Origin of the sequence: Lewinella sp. 4G2, from assembly GCF_001625015.1 — a bacterium.
In the GTDB taxonomy this organism is placed as follows: domain Bacteria; phylum Bacteroidota; class Bacteroidia; order Chitinophagales; family Saprospiraceae; genus Neolewinella.
This window is the reverse complement of sequence record NZ_LVWJ02000014.1, coordinates 2,300,755-2,316,096: the sequence shown is the minus strand read 5'-3', so window position 1 is coordinate 2,316,096 and position 15,342 is coordinate 2,300,755. Positions and strand designations below refer to the sequence as shown.

Annotated in this window: 11 protein-coding genes; 6 read left to right on the top strand and 5 right to left on the bottom strand. The window is 54.2% G+C overall.

Annotated features, from left to right (window positions below):
• Positions 1 to 29: 29 nt before the first annotated feature.
• Positions 30 to 617: an FKBP-type peptidyl-prolyl cis-trans isomerase gene (locus A3850_RS09880; RefSeq protein ID WP_068216075.1), complete on the top strand. Its 588-nt coding sequence runs from the start codon at positions 30 to 32 to the stop codon at positions 615 to 617.
• Positions 618 to 674: 57 nt separating this feature from the next.
• On the opposite strand, the gene rsmA is transcribed toward A3850_RS09880, so the two are convergent.
• Complete coding sequence (rsmA, locus tag A3850_RS09875) at positions 675 to 1,436, bottom strand: 16S rRNA (adenine(1518)-N(6)/adenine(1519)-N(6))-dimethyltransferase RsmA (protein ID WP_068216073.1); 762 nt, start codon at positions 1,434 to 1,436, stop codon at positions 675 to 677.
• Positions 1,437 to 1,494: 58 nt separating this feature from the next.
• Here rsmA and A3850_RS09870 point away from each other — a divergent pair, with 58 nt between their 5' ends.
• Positions 1,495 to 2,502, top strand: coding sequence for an SMP-30/gluconolactonase/LRE family protein (locus A3850_RS09870; RefSeq protein ID WP_157501037.1), 1,008 nt, complete (start codon positions 1,495 to 1,497; stop codon positions 2,500 to 2,502).
• Here A3850_RS09870 and A3850_RS09865 read toward each other — a convergent pair.
• A complete protein-coding gene (locus A3850_RS09865) occupies positions 2,464 to 3,675 on the bottom strand; it encodes a M20 family metallopeptidase (RefSeq protein WP_068216068.1) in 1,212 nt (403 codons plus the stop codon). The genes A3850_RS09870 and A3850_RS09865 overlap by 39 nt on opposite strands.
• 69 nt (positions 3,676 to 3,744) lie before the next feature.
• Entirely contained in the window at positions 3,745 to 5,724 is a 1,980-nt protein-coding gene (locus A3850_RS19925) for a peptidylprolyl isomerase (protein ID WP_197494030.1), read from the bottom strand.
• Between the two features lie 165 nt (positions 5,725 to 5,889).
• Between A3850_RS19925 and A3850_RS09855 the strand changes: the two genes are divergently transcribed.
• Together A3850_RS09855 and A3850_RS09850 are read left to right on the top strand one after the other, a co-directional pair.
• The gene (locus A3850_RS09855; protein WP_068216066.1) at positions 5,890 to 6,273 is read left to right on the top strand and encodes a YkvA family protein; all 384 of its coding nucleotides are present in this window, start codon (positions 5,890 to 5,892) and stop codon (positions 6,271 to 6,273) included.
• Between the two features lie 48 nt (positions 6,274 to 6,321).
• Positions 6,322 to 7,629: a Pycsar system effector family protein gene (locus A3850_RS09850; RefSeq protein WP_068216064.1), complete on the top strand. Its 1,308-nt coding sequence runs from the start codon at positions 6,322 to 6,324 to the stop codon at positions 7,627 to 7,629.
• Positions 7,630 to 7,664: 35 nt separating this feature from the next.
• Here the strand turns inward: A3850_RS09850 and A3850_RS09845 are convergent, their stop codons facing one another.
• Positions 7,665 to 9,269 (bottom strand): M28 family peptidase, encoded by a 1,605-nt coding sequence (locus A3850_RS09845; protein ID WP_068216062.1) that lies wholly within the window; start codon positions 9,267 to 9,269, stop codon positions 7,665 to 7,667.
• Between the two features lie 409 nt (positions 9,270 to 9,678).
• Entirely contained in the window at positions 9,679 to 10,425 is a 747-nt protein-coding gene (locus A3850_RS09840) for a LytTR family DNA-binding domain-containing protein (protein ID WP_068216060.1), read from the bottom strand.
• Positions 10,426 to 10,639: 214 nt separating this feature from the next.
• Here A3850_RS09840 and A3850_RS09835 point away from each other — a divergent pair, with 214 nt between their 5' ends.
• Positions 10,640 to 13,840, top strand: a complete 3,201-nt coding sequence (locus A3850_RS09835; protein WP_157501035.1) for a sensor histidine kinase — start codon at positions 10,640 to 10,642, stop codon at positions 13,838 to 13,840.
• Between the two features lie 62 nt (positions 13,841 to 13,902).
• The gene (locus tag A3850_RS09830; RefSeq protein ID WP_197494029.1) at positions 13,903 to 15,333 is read left to right on the top strand and encodes a glycosyltransferase family 39 protein; all 1,431 of its coding nucleotides are present in this window, start codon (positions 13,903 to 13,905) and stop codon (positions 15,331 to 15,333) included.
• Positions 15,334 to 15,342 lie beyond the last annotated feature (9 nt).

Sequence of the window (15,342 nt, the reverse complement as noted above, 5' to 3'; positions counted from 1 at the left end):
TAGCTTTGATAACGTACTACAATCTGCCAATGGTATTAAATAAGTCGCTCCCATTTCGCTTGTTCGTTCTCTTCCTTGCCAGCCTGTGCTGTTCGTCCTGTCAGGATAAAACTTCCACTGCTCCCGCAAAGGATGCGGCTACCCGATCCGCCATCGAAGAACGGCTGGTGCTCGAGCTAAGCCCAACGGATGACCGCGCGGGGCGGCAGCGCAACGCGATCATCAACCGGGCCATTGACCAGCACTATGACGTGGTCGCTGCGTCGGAAGGCTATTTCTACGAAGTCATTGAGCCTGGTTCAACCGTAGGTTTCGCCGAAGGTGATTACGTAGAAGCGCACTACCAAGGTCGGTTCCTCAATGGCAAAGTTTTTGATAGTAGCCGGAGCAGAAACCAGAAATTAGCCTTTCGCATTGGCGATTTGATTCCGGCCTGGAACCTCGCCATCCCCAAGATCAAAAACGGTGGCACCATCCGCCTCCTGGCCCCAAGTGACTTGGCCTATGGCGCCGATGGCTTGGTGACGCCCAAAGGTGACACCCTCGTTCCAGCCCACGCGGTACTGGAGTTCCTCATCGAAGAAGTAGAGTCCGTAGAGCCACCGGACGGCCTTTAAACCTGGCGATCCATCATACGGGCGCTGCCGCAGGTGCCATGAAATGGGAATGGGAATCTACCACAAGGCTAAGGCCGCAAACTCTTCCAGCGAGACCTGTTCCGGACGCCGTTGAAAGAACTCTTCCTTCAGGGTCTCGGCATCAAAAGATGCTTTGAGACTATTCCGCAGCATCTTCCGCCGGGTACCAAAGGCGCACTTTACGATGTGCTTGAATCGTCCCCACAATTCATCCGGAACGAGAGGTTCGTCCCTACGCACCAAACGAATAACGGCACTATCCACCCGGGGTGGAGGATTGAAATTACCTGGCCCCACGTTTAGGATTACTTTCCCTTCGTACCGCGCTTGCACCAGGACCCCGACGACGCCGTAGGTTTTGGAACCATTACCCGCCACGACGCGATCGGCTACCTCCTTTTGAAACATACCTGACATCTCGGGAATGAGTTCGTAGTTGTCCAGCATCTTAAAAAGGATCTGACTACTGATGTTGTAGGGATAGTTCCCGATCAACCCGAAGGGGCGGCCATCGAAGATCTTGTTTACGTCCAGCTTGAGGAAGTCGCCCGGCTCGACCCGCTGCTCCAACTGTGGATAGTGCTCGGCGAGGTAGGCGATCATATCCTTATCGGCCTCGCTGACGGTTAACTCAAAATCATCAGACCGGTCGAGCAAGTGTTTGGTCAGCATCCCCTGGCCGGGGCCGACTTCCAGCACGTGGTCATACTGATCCGTCAGGATGAGCGACTGAGCGATCTGGCGAGCGTAATGCTCGTTCGTAAGGAAGTGTTGTCCGTAGGATTTTTTGGCGCGCATAGTGGGCAAAGATACGGAGGGCAGCGAACCCCACGTTCGGTGGCTGGGTAATAGAAATATGAGCAAGCCACTATTTTTCGTCGCCGATGCCCACGAAGGCCCGGTGTGGGTAGCCCAGCAGTGCCGGCTATACTTTACTACGAAAACCCACCTCGACACCTATCAGCGAGTGGACATTATGTACCTGGATTTCTCCCAGTTCGGCGTCTGTTCGGAGCAGGAGTTGTGGGCGGATTTGCCGGAGACTGCTCCCCTGCAAATTGAAGCTAAACTTTTCTACCACGACGCTAACATGGCAAACAGTATGTGCCTCTCCGCGGATGGGCGAGCGCTGATCGTAGCCGAGCAAGGCGATAAAAATCGGCCTTCCGTAATTAGCCGCATTGCGTTGGCGGACAAGACCCGTTCTGTGTTAGTTGATGGATTTGACGGTCAACCATTCAACTCACTGAATAAGGTCATACTTGATCAAGAAGGGAAACTGATCATCAGCGATCCGGATTACGGTTTTCGCCAGGACTTTCGGCCACCGCCAGTCCTGGAACCAAATATCTATTCCGCCTGCCCTGATGGAGGTTTAAACTGCTTCCGTTGCAACTTGGAGATGCCACACGGCCTGGCCCTCAGCCCCGATGAAAAGTACCTATTCGTCACGGACACCAGTAACGATGGGGCCCACGGAGATAGCATTGAGTTAAAGCGGAGAAAGTCAGTCTGGAGGTTTGCCTACAACGCTGAGACGGGGGAAATTTCCGGCGAAGGAAAATGTTGCTTCGCCGTCGCGAAGGGCGTACCCGACGGAGCTGTTTTTGCCGGTGAACATCTACTCGTGGGTGGTGGTGACGGTGTTTACGTAGCCAACCAACAGGGAGAATTACTTGGAAAAATCCCAACGGAAAAGACGGCCGTAAACGTAGCGCTTGCCGCTGAGGGAAAGCACTTGTTCGTTACTGCGGATGATGGGGTGTACCTCTTCCGGAACTGGATAAACCACCTGGAAACGGAGGACAGCAAAAATGAAACCGCATCAACGGGTGCCAGCAAACTCCAATTGGCGGATAGCTAACCAGGCCATTAAACCGGCACCGGTTTCCAGGCACCGTTCATCCACGTCGAAGGTATCCGTGTGTACGTTGCTAACTATGCCACGGGCTTCATTCCGAACTCCCAACCGATAAAAGCAGGCCGGCAGGTGATGGGTATAGAACGCAAAGTCCTCACCCGTCATGCGGATGGGTAACTCAACAACGTTGTCCGCCCCCAAAAAGTCCGTTGCTTCATCTGCCGCCCAACGGGTAAGTACCTCGTCATTTTTCAGGAAGGGGTAGCCATGGTTAATGGTCAATTCCGCGCTCCCCCCCATGCTCTTTGCCATCCCCGTGACGAGGACTTTTAGGCGCTCGTGAAGTTCCTTTCGCCATTCCTCATTTAGCGTACGCATCGTCCCTTGTAGGTTGACGGCATTGGGGATCACGTTCGTCGCACCACCAGCGCTTTCAATCTTTCCGAAGGTGATGACTGCCGGAAGCGTTGGGTCTGTATTTCTACTGATAAGCTGCTGGATGGCCGTCACCAGGTGAGCTGTAATGACGATGGGGTCAACCGCCAGGTGAGGCATTGCTCCGTGGCCTCCCCTACCCTGCACCGTTAGGAATAGCTCATCGGTACTGGCCATGTAGATACCCGGGCGGAAGCCTACTTTACCAACTTCCAGGGGCGGATGAACGTGTTGACCAAAGAGGGCCGCGGGAGTGGGGTTAATAAGCGCCCCGTCCCGAATCATATGCGTAGCGCCCCCCGGCAGTTTTTCTTCCCCCGGTTGGAAAAGGAAACGAACTGTCCCTTTGAGTCGATTCTTCACGGACTGCATAATGCCGGCCACCCCCAGCAAACTTGCCGTATGTACGTCGTGGCCGCAAGCGTGCATGACGCCTATCCTTTTAGAGGCGTAAGTGGCCGTATTCCGTTCCGTTATTGGTAGCGCATCAATATCTCCCCGTAAGGCAACCGTTGGACCATTCCCCCTGCCCCCCAGTACTTCCGCCAGAATACCGGTCCCAGCAATCTTCTGGTACGGGATGCCCAAGTTATCCAACTGCCGAGCGATGTAGGCTTGGGTCTCAAACTCCTCAAAACTAAGTTCTGGGTTTTGGTGTAAATGCCGCCGGGCCGTGGTGGCCAGTGGGAGTATATCCGCCGCAGCGGAAGCGACCTCTATTTTACTGATTGAATCGTTCATAAGGGAACTCAGGCTTTCGCCGATTATTCGTTTGGTGGGCGGTTCGTGAAGTCAGGATGGATCTATCCCTTAGCGGATAGTAATCGATTCAATTTTTGTTCCCACCGTAATTTGATCGATCACTTCCTGCCCTTCGGTAACCTCCGCAAATATGGTGTAATTACCATCCAGGTGCGGCGTTGGCCGGTGGGTAATGAAGAACTGTACGCCCTCGGTATCCTTCCCCGCGCTGGCCATCCCGACGAGGCCTGTTCTATCCCACCGCACGTTGGGGGTTTCCGTGCGCAGGCTATAATTCTCGGCGCCAAAACCGTCCCCTAACGGCCCTCCGCCCTGGGCAACGAAATTAGGAACCACCCGGTGAAATACTTTCCCGTCGTAGTATTGGTCTTCCGCCAACGCAAGAAAGTTGGACACGGATGCCGGAGCGATGTCGGGAAGCATCTTTAGCGTAAAACGGCCCACATCCGTCCTGACCTGAACGGTTTGATCTGCCTCTCCCAACAAATCCCAATCAATGGCGCGCACGTTGCTATCGGGTTGTTTGGGTTTGGGCGCGGGCTCTCCGGCCAGGGCTGCTCGGGCCGCATCCACGGCGTAATAGGCTTCAATTTCCTTCGGTAGCTTAAATGCATTGATGGCGGAGCGCAGCCAGGTGCGGTCGGGGTAGAGTGGTCGGTACACCTCACTGCGTTCAGCGATGGCTTCCGCCGCGTGGTAAGCTGGCCCTACGGCTAAGGTGGTAATCATTTCCTGGAAGAAGCTAGCCAGGTCTAACCGAACTCTGGGCGCGCTCCCTCGGAAATACTCATTGAAGTCCTCCCTGCTGCTAATGGTATGCAGCGCTTCTGCCGCGGCGCTCCGTACGGCGGGGGATCCAGTTTCTACGTATAGATCGTAGATCGTCCGGTAATTCCACGGGAACTCCGCGAGTGACTGTAGGATGGCGGCCTTTTGTTGCACGTCCTCCGTAGCGGCGAAGGCTTGCTGGAGATCATAATTGATGCGTCCACGATAATCAGTCAGGTAAAGCGGGAGGTAGCGATTAGCCGCTCCGTACAGCGTGTACCGAATGTCGGTTCGCGTCGAGTCTTTGGCAAAGCGGTGGTAATAGGTGGCGTCACTGGCATCACCGTGATCCAACAAATAGGTAGCTGCCTGGCGGCGGACGAGTGGGTGCTCGTCCGACAGACGTTCCAAGACGTTTTGTCGCACGAGTGTGTAATCGTAGGTGCCCAAAGCTTTGAGGATCTCAATCCTTACTCGCCAGTCCGGTTGGTTGGCCAATGCGCGTAGTAACGCCACCCTGGAGGGAGCTGCACCCGTTTCCCCCAGCGTACGGACGGCAGCCATCAATACGTCTGAATTTGTTGATGATCGTAGCAAACCACGCATCGCTTGCTCTTGGTTTGCCGTCAGTGTAACCGGGAATCGCTGTAGGTAAAAGGCGGCCGGTTCTAATACGGGCATAGGCGTTTCCTCCGAAAGTAAATGGGCTAGCGCAATACTGTCTCCCCGGTCTGAGCGAATCCCCCTGCGGGCAAAATAGAACAGGCTCCAAACCTGAGCGGCTCGCAGCGTCGTATCCACCGGTCGGTACGTGGTGATATTAGTCACCTGGGTCTGCGTGGCGGCCGGAGCCGTTTTACCGATGGCCATTAACAGTTCCCCGTTGTATTCGTCGTACACACCTAATGTGTCGAAAGAGGCGGCCAGGTCTTGCGCTGCTTCTTCCGTGCCGGTTTGTCCTAGCGCGTAGGCCCCCGCCGTCCTTACCAGCGGGTTACGATCACCCAGGACAGCCACCAGTCGCGTTCGGGCGCTGGCCGGTAGTTTGGGGAAACTTCCGAAAGCTCGCGCCGCTTGGTAGCGGTAACTGGGTTCGTCCGCCTCAAGGTACACCAGTAAACTGTCGACATTACGGTCATTCTGGTGGGTGTAAATACGCCGGGTAACGGGGTCATTTAGATCGACGACTACTCCCTCAAACGTCGTTTCACCGGGGGGGACACAGCTTTTCAGCGCTACGACGCTAAGGATAAGTAGCAAAGATTTTAAGAAAGGATTCCAAACAACGTTTTTCATACCAAGCGGGTGAGTCGTCCGCGAAGGTACGGCACCTCCCTGGGGCGCCATTCCGATTAAGGTCCTTTCACTCTACACAACCGAAATAGCAGATTCAGGCGTTAATAGTGTAGTTCTATCTCATAGATCATGAAAGGATTAAAAAAGTACCGGGCCCGATTTAGTGAGTTCAAGTTTTGGGAGAAGCTCAAAAATTACGCCGTCGCCGCCGGTGCGAAGACGGTTTACACTGCGCTGTTGCTCTATTACGCCTACCAGCGAAAAGAAACGCCGGGGTGGGCCAAGCGGCTCGTCATTGGTGTACTTGGCTACCTCATTGTTCCGATCGATGCCATTCCTGATCTGGGCTTTCTAATCGGATATACGGACGATCTCGGCGTGCTGAGCTTCGCACTCGTTACCATAGCCGCCTACGTTAACGACGACGTCCGTGCCAACGCCCGCGCCCAAATGTCGACGTGGTTTGACGCCTTAGACGAAGAGGCCCTGGCGGAAGTAGACGATAAATTGTAACTCTTTCCGCAAGAATAGTACTGTCCCTAAAGCCCTATCTTGGCCGGCATGAATATCACCGTTGATCGTAATCAGCTACTCGTCGACGTGGAGGCCTACGTGGAAAATCACATCCACGAAAAGGTCGACCCTAATTTCGTCTACCACAACTTCCAACACACCTGCGCGGTGGTGGAAGCAGCCCAGGAATTGGCGGACCATTACGAAGTCAGTGATGATGAACGACTGGCCATCATGTTGGCCGCCTGGTTTCACGATACCGGCTATTCCGAAGGTTGGGAAGACCACGAGGAACGCGGGGTCACCAACGCCGAACAATTCCTCCGCCAGCAAGGAGTAGATGATGGAGAGCTGCTATCAGCAATTGCGGGAGCCATCCGGGCTACCAAAATGCCCCAGGATCCACAGAGTTTCGTCGAACAGATCGTAGCCGATGCGGACCTTAGCCACCTGGGTGACCTGAGTTACTGGGATCGCTGCGGCCGCGTCCGCCAGGAGTTTGCCCTGACTCGTGATATGAATATGTCGGACCAGGCGTGGATCGATTTCGAGCTCGGCTTCATGCTCAACCACGAGTATCATACGGAGGCAGCGCGCAAGCTATTCGGGAAAAGGAAGAACAAACACCTAAAGCAACTCTACAAGCGTAAAAAGGCCCTCTACCCGGATCAAACGCCTACCAACTTGGAAGAACTGGAGCAGGCCAAGCGCAAAAAGAAGAAGCTGAAAAAGCTGAAAAAGTCGCTCAAAGAGGGGGCGAGTGCTGATCAACCCTTCAAACCGGGTCGGGGGGTAGAGACGATGTACCGGGCCACTTACCGTACCCACGTAAACCTGAGTAGCATCGCCGATAACAAGGCCAACATCATGCTGTCCGTCAATGCCATCGTGCTTTCCGTCGTGGTCGCTAACCTGGCAACGAAACTGGATTCTAATCCTCACCTGCTGATTCCTACCATCATCTTGGTGTCCGTCTGTTTGGCTTCACTCTTCTACGCCATTCAGGCCACCCGGCCTAAGGTTACGGAGGGCAAAAGCAGCTTGGAAGACATCAAAGCCCGGAGAAGTAACCTGCTGTTCTTCGGCAACTTCTACAATATGCAGATCGATGATTTCCACTACGGCATGATGGAAATGATCCGGGACGAAGACTTCCTCTACAGCTCCATGACGCGGGACCTTTATTACCTCGGTGTCGTCCTGGCCAAGAAGTATGCTTTCTTACGCGTATGCTACAACATCTTCCTCTTCGGCATCATCGTTGCGGTCGCCGCATTTCTAGCCGCAATCATTTACCACAACTCTACACAGCCTATTCCCGCCAACACGATGAACCTGCTTATCCCAAACCAGTAGGTCCAAGGCAGTAGTTACCAGCAAGGGAGCTGAACCTACTCAGTCACATCCACTTCAATCCGGCGGTCCTGATTAGATAGTTGCCAAGCCGTATGGAAGACGAGTTGGCCGATCTTGGCCATCTTATCAAAGTTGATTTTATCTACCGTGTCCGTCGCCTGATGGTAGTCCGCGTGGGTCCCGTTGAAGAAAAAGACGCTGGGGATGCCCTTCACCGCAAAGTTGTAGTGGTCCGACCGGTAGTAGTAGCGGTTGGGATCGTCTTCAGCATTGTAGGTGTAATCCAATTCCAGATTCGTAAAGGTCTTGTTCATCCGCTCGTTGATCTCGTGTAGCTCGGTACTGAGACGATCGGAACCGATGACGTAGATGTACTCGGGGTTGTCCGAGTGCTCTTCATCGACGCGGCCCACCATGTCGACGTTGATGTCGGCAACTGTATTCTCAAGGGCAAATTTTGGATGGCTGGCGTAGTACTCCGAGCCCAACAGACCCTTCTCTTCTCCACTCACCAGCAGGAACAGGACGCTACGGCGAGGCCCGATACCCTGCGCTTTGGCGGTAGTGAAAGCCTCGGCAACTTCCAGAATGGTGCTAGTGCCCGAGCCATTATCGTCGGCGCCGTTGAAGACGTTATCCCCACGCTTACCGATATGATCGTAGTGAGCGCTGATCACGAGCACCTCGTCTTTTAAAACCGGGTCGGATCCTTCCACGAAGCCGTAAATGTTTTCGCCTACCAGTTCGTCGGTCTGCTTGGTTTGAGTCAGGGTGATATCGACGGGGACGGTCACCGCTTTTGATTTACCCTTCTTCCCCATTTTCTTGCGGGCTTTGATGACCTTTTTCTCTTTCTTCCCCAGTATCTGCCGGCTCAATTTCGGGGTGATGTACACGACGTTGGCCATGTCGCGCTCCGCTTCGGTCGTTTCGGCCATCCGCATTCGCCCGTCCATGCTCTCCTGGCGGATTTGGCGAATGTTGGTCTTGAAATCAGGGTCGATAAACAGCACGGTTTCCACCCCCATTTTTTTGGCCAGTCGAAGTTTACCTTCCTTATCGGCCGCCCAATTGGAGGGGGTGTCCGTACCGGATATGACGGAGATACCTTTACCACTCATCGGTTCCCCATCCAGAATCATGATGGTTTTGCCCGCCACGTCGACGCCCTTGTAATCGCTGTACGCCGGGTCGTCAATACCGTAGCCGAGGAAGGTTACTTCGTCGATCTTAACGGCTTCCCGGCTCTGGTTCTGTGAAGGTGCGCTGGCGTATTCCCACAGGTGGCGCAGTTTCTTACCGTTCAACGTCATCTCAATATTGTCCCATTTGTGGCGGCTGAATACGATGGTCTGAAAGTAGCCACCGTCCTCACCAATAGCCGGCAGGCCCAGGCGTTCAAACTCCCCCTTCAGGTACTGTGCGGCCTTTTTCTGGCCCGGTTGACCCGTTTCCCTGCCCTCCATATTATCGGCGGCAATAATGGTCAGGTGCTTTCTGAGATCTTGCGGCGTGATGGTAGCCGCAAGCTCCTTCGCTTGGTCATCACTCGTACGCAAATTCTGCGGTGTGATCTGGGCGCTGAGCGTAGATGCGGTGAGAAGGGAAAGGCAGAGGGAAGTAAAGAAGAATCTTGACATGTAAGGAACTTGATCAAATGGTGAGTCGCCATCCACAGCGACGAGTTTTTAACGATTCTCCACCAGCTTGAGTTGTAGAACTTGAAAGAGAAGAAATCCAAAGATACGTTGGACGGTAGCGGGAATGGTATACGCCAAAAGCAAAGCACCCGCCCGCTCAGGGTCGAGCGTCGGGTACTGTTGCGAAATACAGTATTCAAGTGTTGTGTATAAAGCTTTCCTCGTTTTAACTGGAATCTAGGACAATGTGTATCCACGCGTGTCAGTCGGGTTACACTTGCAAGAAACGAACCGAAGACAGAAAGTTGAGGCCAATTCCACGAGCGGTGGAGTTCATCCTTTGAACGGTTGAATTAAATGGATGAGCCATCTATTCAGCCATCAAAATCAGCCCTAAAGAGCCGCAACGCTATCCATTTTTTATCCATTGCAGGACCGCTTCTTTCCGCCGCCGGCTGATGGCCACCTGCTCTCCATTTTTGAGGACCAGGTCACCTCCCCGTGCCAAACCACGCACCTGAGCCCGGTTTACTAAGTGGGACCGATGAACGACAAAAAACCCGAAGGGCTCCAGCATTTTTCGGTATTCACCGAGGCTGTAAGAGGATAGCCGTTTGGTGCCGTCGCTTAAATGAATGTTGGTGTAGCCTTCCAGACCGGAACAGTAAAGGATCTCGCCTGCCGTCACGAATTCCACTCCGTTATCCGAAGGAATACTGATCTGCTTGGCTGCGTAGTTGTCGCCATCTGCGTTGCTGAGGAGGGCTCTTAGCCGCGCTTCACTGTTGCGCTGTTCAATCCTCACCTTGGCGATTTCCAGTGAGATCTTCAGCTCACTTTTATCAACGGGTTTCACGAGATAACCCAGGGCTGCTACCTTGACGGCCTGCATGGAGTAATTCACCTCGCTGGTTACGAAGATCACTTCAGGCCTATTCCCCGGGTCCAGGCCCCGAATTAAATCAATTCCGCTACCGTCCGGCATGTTGATATCCAGGAACAGTAGGTCTGGGTTGATCTGCTTAATGGCCTTTAAGCCACTGGCCACATCCACAGCAGTCCCTTTAACAACCACTTCGGGATGATACCGTTCCAGCATAGCGTTCAGGCTCCTATTCGCGGCGGGTTCGTCATCGATGAGGATAGCGTTAATCATGTGAAGTGTAATTGACAGTGTAAAACATTAGAGAGGCTACTTAAATAAGTGACGGCTCCCAACTATTGTTCTTTACGCCATTGACAAAATAATAGGCATAGTGCAGCTAATCCCAAAGCTCAAGGCCATACCCACAGCAGTGAGCTTACGAAAGGTGCTTCAGCGAAAACCAATTGATGCGTAGAGAGAAAGTCATCGCCAAAGCCCTTACTTTGTGGGAAGCCCCAAAACGATGTTCCGGTCAGTTACGCATGCACGGCTCTGGTTCTTTTACGTAGCTAACCTCTTGTTGGCTACCACCAATCTGTCCGGCCAACTCTACGATGGTACGAATGCCACGTTGAGCAAATACTCCCTTGAGGACGGCGTACCGGGGCGAATCGTACACACTACTGTCCGGGACACCAATGGCATCATCTGGCTAGGAGCCGCCAACAGGATCATTCGGTACGATGGATATCAGTTTGAGGCCATCCCGGGCATCTCCGAAACCTTTTCGGGCAACTTCACCCTCGGGGAGGATGGTTTGATCTACGCTCCCCACCCCACCGTGCTGGACTCCGTAGAGATCTTCGACCCCTACGCTTTGCGCAGCTACGGTTTACGCTTATCCAACCTACACCGGGGTAATATCCAAACCGTCAGGACTGGTCACCAAACGCCTTTCACCTACGTTGCGGGAGATTCAATCTTTCAACTCCGGTACGCCAGCCACGAGAGAACCGATGCCGCTTCCGCACCGTTTACACCCTTTCCTCTGCACCTGCTGCCGAGCCCGCTTGAGCAGGAAACTGATCGTTTGATTTACGCCAATCAGGACCAGTGGATCTGTCGCCGTGAACAAAGGATAATTTGGCAGAAAAATGGCCGCGAAAAATCGATTGGCCTACCTGCCAGTAGCATTAATCAGCTCCGCTTGCTACGCACTGGGGAATTGTGGTGCCTGACGGACACGACTACGTTTCGGACGACATTTCAGGAGGCGCAGTTTAGAGAAATACCCTCCACTACCCTACCCCGCGCTCGGTATAACCATCTTGCGGAGGACGAAGTGGGCAACGTGCTAATTGGCTACATTGAAGCCTACAACCTACGCGCCGAGCGGTGGCACCTGATCCTGCAAACGAGTAACCACGATTTAAAGTGGATCGAAAAATTGGACGACCGTATCCTGGGAGCCTACGGTCGGGACTTCAGCAAATGCATCGACCTGGCCAGCTACGGCGGCTTAAATCTGATTGATTTTGGAACCTCCCGCACCAGGAATTTTAAAAAGTACTTCTACGACCCCAACGTAACCAAAAGCAAGTTTGGCCACGTGATGCGCGGGTTTACCACTTCTCCCGACGGCATTACCTACGTGAATAAGGATTCCGCCATGGATGCCTGGTACACCCTCAAACCGGGTGCCAGCAAAGTAGATACCCTACCCATCCGGGATGAGCGTGGCCACATTATCGATCAGTTCGGCTGCGGCACCAACATGCTGAATTACCGGGGCTACGTTTACGGCCACAGTTGCTTTCGCTCACCCGATTCAACTCGGGCGCACCTGTACCGCTACGACCCCGCCACCGACGATTGGCGAGTGTTTACCGCGCCGGACCTCCAGCAAGTATTCCGCTACGCCGTGCTGGACAGCAACCGGAATTGCATCTGGCTCCCGGCGGAACACACCGGCGGAGGAGCGGGTGGACGAATCTACCGATTTGACCTGGATACGGAAACGATCTCCGAATACCCCGTAAAATCCGGCAGGAGTAGCCTAAATGGTTACCCCCGAGACGCCATCCTTTCCGCCGATGGCAGCCGCCTATGGATCGGATCGATTGATGGGCTCTACGAATTTGACATTGCCACACTACACCTGAGCCGCCACCGGATCGGAGGAAACGTACCCACGCGGATTTTGGACATCCACCCCGAATCATCCGCCCGGCTGCTATTGGGCACGCTTGATGCCGGCATCTGGGCCTTCGACGTGGATACAAAGCAATTTTCTGAAATCGGCGCCCTAGTAGAAAGCAACGAGGTACGGTCGGAAAATACCTTCATCCCCCTCCCCAATAACAGCGTCGCCGGGATTATGGGTAGCCTTGACACCGGATTGGTCATCACTACATTCAACGGGTTAGTGTACTACCGTGATGGCTTCACCCGCACCTTCACTACCCGGGAAGGGCTCGGCGACAACGAATTCAATAGCTCCTCCCTGCACTACGACCGGGGAACGGACACTTGGTATGCCGGCGGCATTAACGGTTTTGTCTCCTTTTCGAGCCAGGACTTGCAGCGCCAGGAGAGTCCTTATTATCCTGTCCTACTACGGTACCGATTACTGGATGGTGACCGCGGAAAGAAGGAGGTGATTCAACCTTTAGCGGCGGAGGGGGGACTGTTGAATATCTCACCCTCAACGGTGTACTTCACGCTGGAGTACACCGTTCCGGATTACCGAAAAGGACGGGAGCTGCAGTACGAGACCCGGCTCGTCGGGCTCGACCCGGACTGGCGGACGGCCACCACTACGCCCAACGTTCGTTACACCCGTTTGCCTCCGGGGGAGTACGAATTTCAGTACCGGGCCACCGACGCGGATGGTAACATCGCTTCCGCCAGAAACTCATTATTCATTACCGTAGAGCGCGCCTGGTACGAGAAGCCAGGCTTCTACCTAGCCGTTGGGCTTTTACTCGCAGGGATCGCTACTATCATCGTCCGCTCCCGTTTCAGCCGGTTGAAGGAGCGCTACGAAGCTAGCCGTAAGGTCCAGGCGCTGGAATTGCGGACGCTGCGGCAACAGATGAATCCTCACTTCATCTCTAACGCGATGAACGCCATCCGTGAATTCGTCTACCAGGAAGACACCGACCGCGCCGCCGATTACCTTACGGATTTTAGCCGGTTGATGCGGCTTTTCCTGGAGGCCTCCCGTTCGCCGATGACGACGATCGAAAATGAAGTGGATCTCATCAGCCTGTACGTACGCCTCGAACAGCTTCGTTTCCCCGGCAAGTTTACGTTTGCGCTCACCGTCGATGAAAATATTGAGCGGGACATGGACGAGATCCCATCCTTTCTTCTGCAACCGATCATTGAGAACGCCATCAATCACGGGCTGCACCCGCGCGACCGGGGTGGCGAACTCCGCTTAAGCTTCCAACTGGACGCCGAGGACGATGACCGCATAACGATTGTCGTCTCCGACAACGGAATTGGCCGGGACGCCGCGCAACGCCGTACAAGTGATAAACGGCATACTTCACGGGCTATGGAGATCATCAACGACCGCAAGAACTTACTCAGCGAGAATGAAGACCTCCTCTTTACTATGGAAACTTCCGATCTTTACCCCGGCCAGGAATTTCCGGGTACCCGGGTGACCATCGTAATCGCCAGCCGACCCGTCCATTAAACCGTCTGATCATTCTTACCCGCCGATTTTATCGAGATCTGAGTGCTACCCAGTGGTTGGGTTTGTTTGCGGCCTTCGCTATTCTATTGCGGTGGGGTTCTTTCTTCATTTCGGTCATCAATCACGACGAGAGTACGTACATCGTCATCGCGGATGAACTACTGAACGGTGAAGTCTACCTCCGTGACGTGATCGATACGAAACCGATCGGCATCTTCCTGGTCTACGCTGCACTTATTAAGTTGACGGGTGGCGCCATTTGGCTCCTTCGACTGGCCGCCGCCCTGGTGGTTGCGCTAGGGGGCTGGGGCCTCTACCTGGCGAGCCACCGCGCGCTCAGCAGTCAACGTGCGGGAATAGCTGCCGGTCTGAAGTATGTCCTCATTTGCAGCGTCTTCTCCTACTACGGATTGTCGCCCAATACGGAGATCTTTTTCAATTGCCTCACGATCGCCGCCGCCGGCCTGGCCGTAGCCCCCCGCGTAACTGCGGCCGAGAACGATTCATTCTGGCACTGGCCGGTCGCTGGGTTGCTACTTGGTTTGGCTATGACGATTAAACCATTCGCCGCGGCGGAGTCGCTGGCAATTGGCCTGTTCCTGGTCTGGTATTATTTGCGCCAGGGTCTGGTAATCAGGACGCTCACGGCCGGCACTACCCTATTGCTCGGTTTTGCATTGCCACTTTTGGGTGTCTATCTGTACTACGCTAACCTGGGCATGCTCGATACACTTCAATTCTACCTCTTTGAAGTGAATGGCGCCTACCCCATTGAGTTACCCTGGTACCTCCGCTTGAAATACATGGGGGATTACTGCCTTCGCTTCGCCCCGTTTGTCATTTTAGGGGCGCTGTCGCTGGTGCGAAGTAATGGGAACTCGGACCGGCCCCATACCGTATGGACGAGATTTCTGCTCCTGTCCTTTACCCTGGTGACGATGGTGGTCCTTATCACCGGTAAACGCTTCGGCCATTATCAGGTACAGCTCCATCCGTTATTGGCAGCCCTGGCAGGAAGTTGGTGGGCCCTTGGCAAAACAGCATTCCCGGCATTAAGCTGGGACTGGCTTAAAAAGTATACCCCGGCTATACTAATTGGTGTGGGCCTCATCGTGGGCTTAGCTCACTTCGCCCGATTCAACGGCAAGGATGATAAACCCACCCGCATCGCTGCGTACATGGAATATAAGCTGGCGCCCAACGAAACCTTCTTTGGCCTGAATGGCTGGCAGATCACTTACCACCTGTTGTACCGTGACGTACCCACACCCTACGTCCACTCCTCCTTGCTGTTCCTGGACCATCACGTGCGGGCCTTTCAGGTGGATGAACTGGGAGAAGCGGACCGCCTGCTCGCAAACCCCAATCTACGGTACCTGATGGGCCGGGTAAGCGACCCTGACGCAGACACACCGCTGAGCCGACGCTTACTGCTCGAGTTCTCTCCGATGGACACCCTCCCGGGTGAGATCATTATTTACCGAAGGGACTAAATCTGTAGA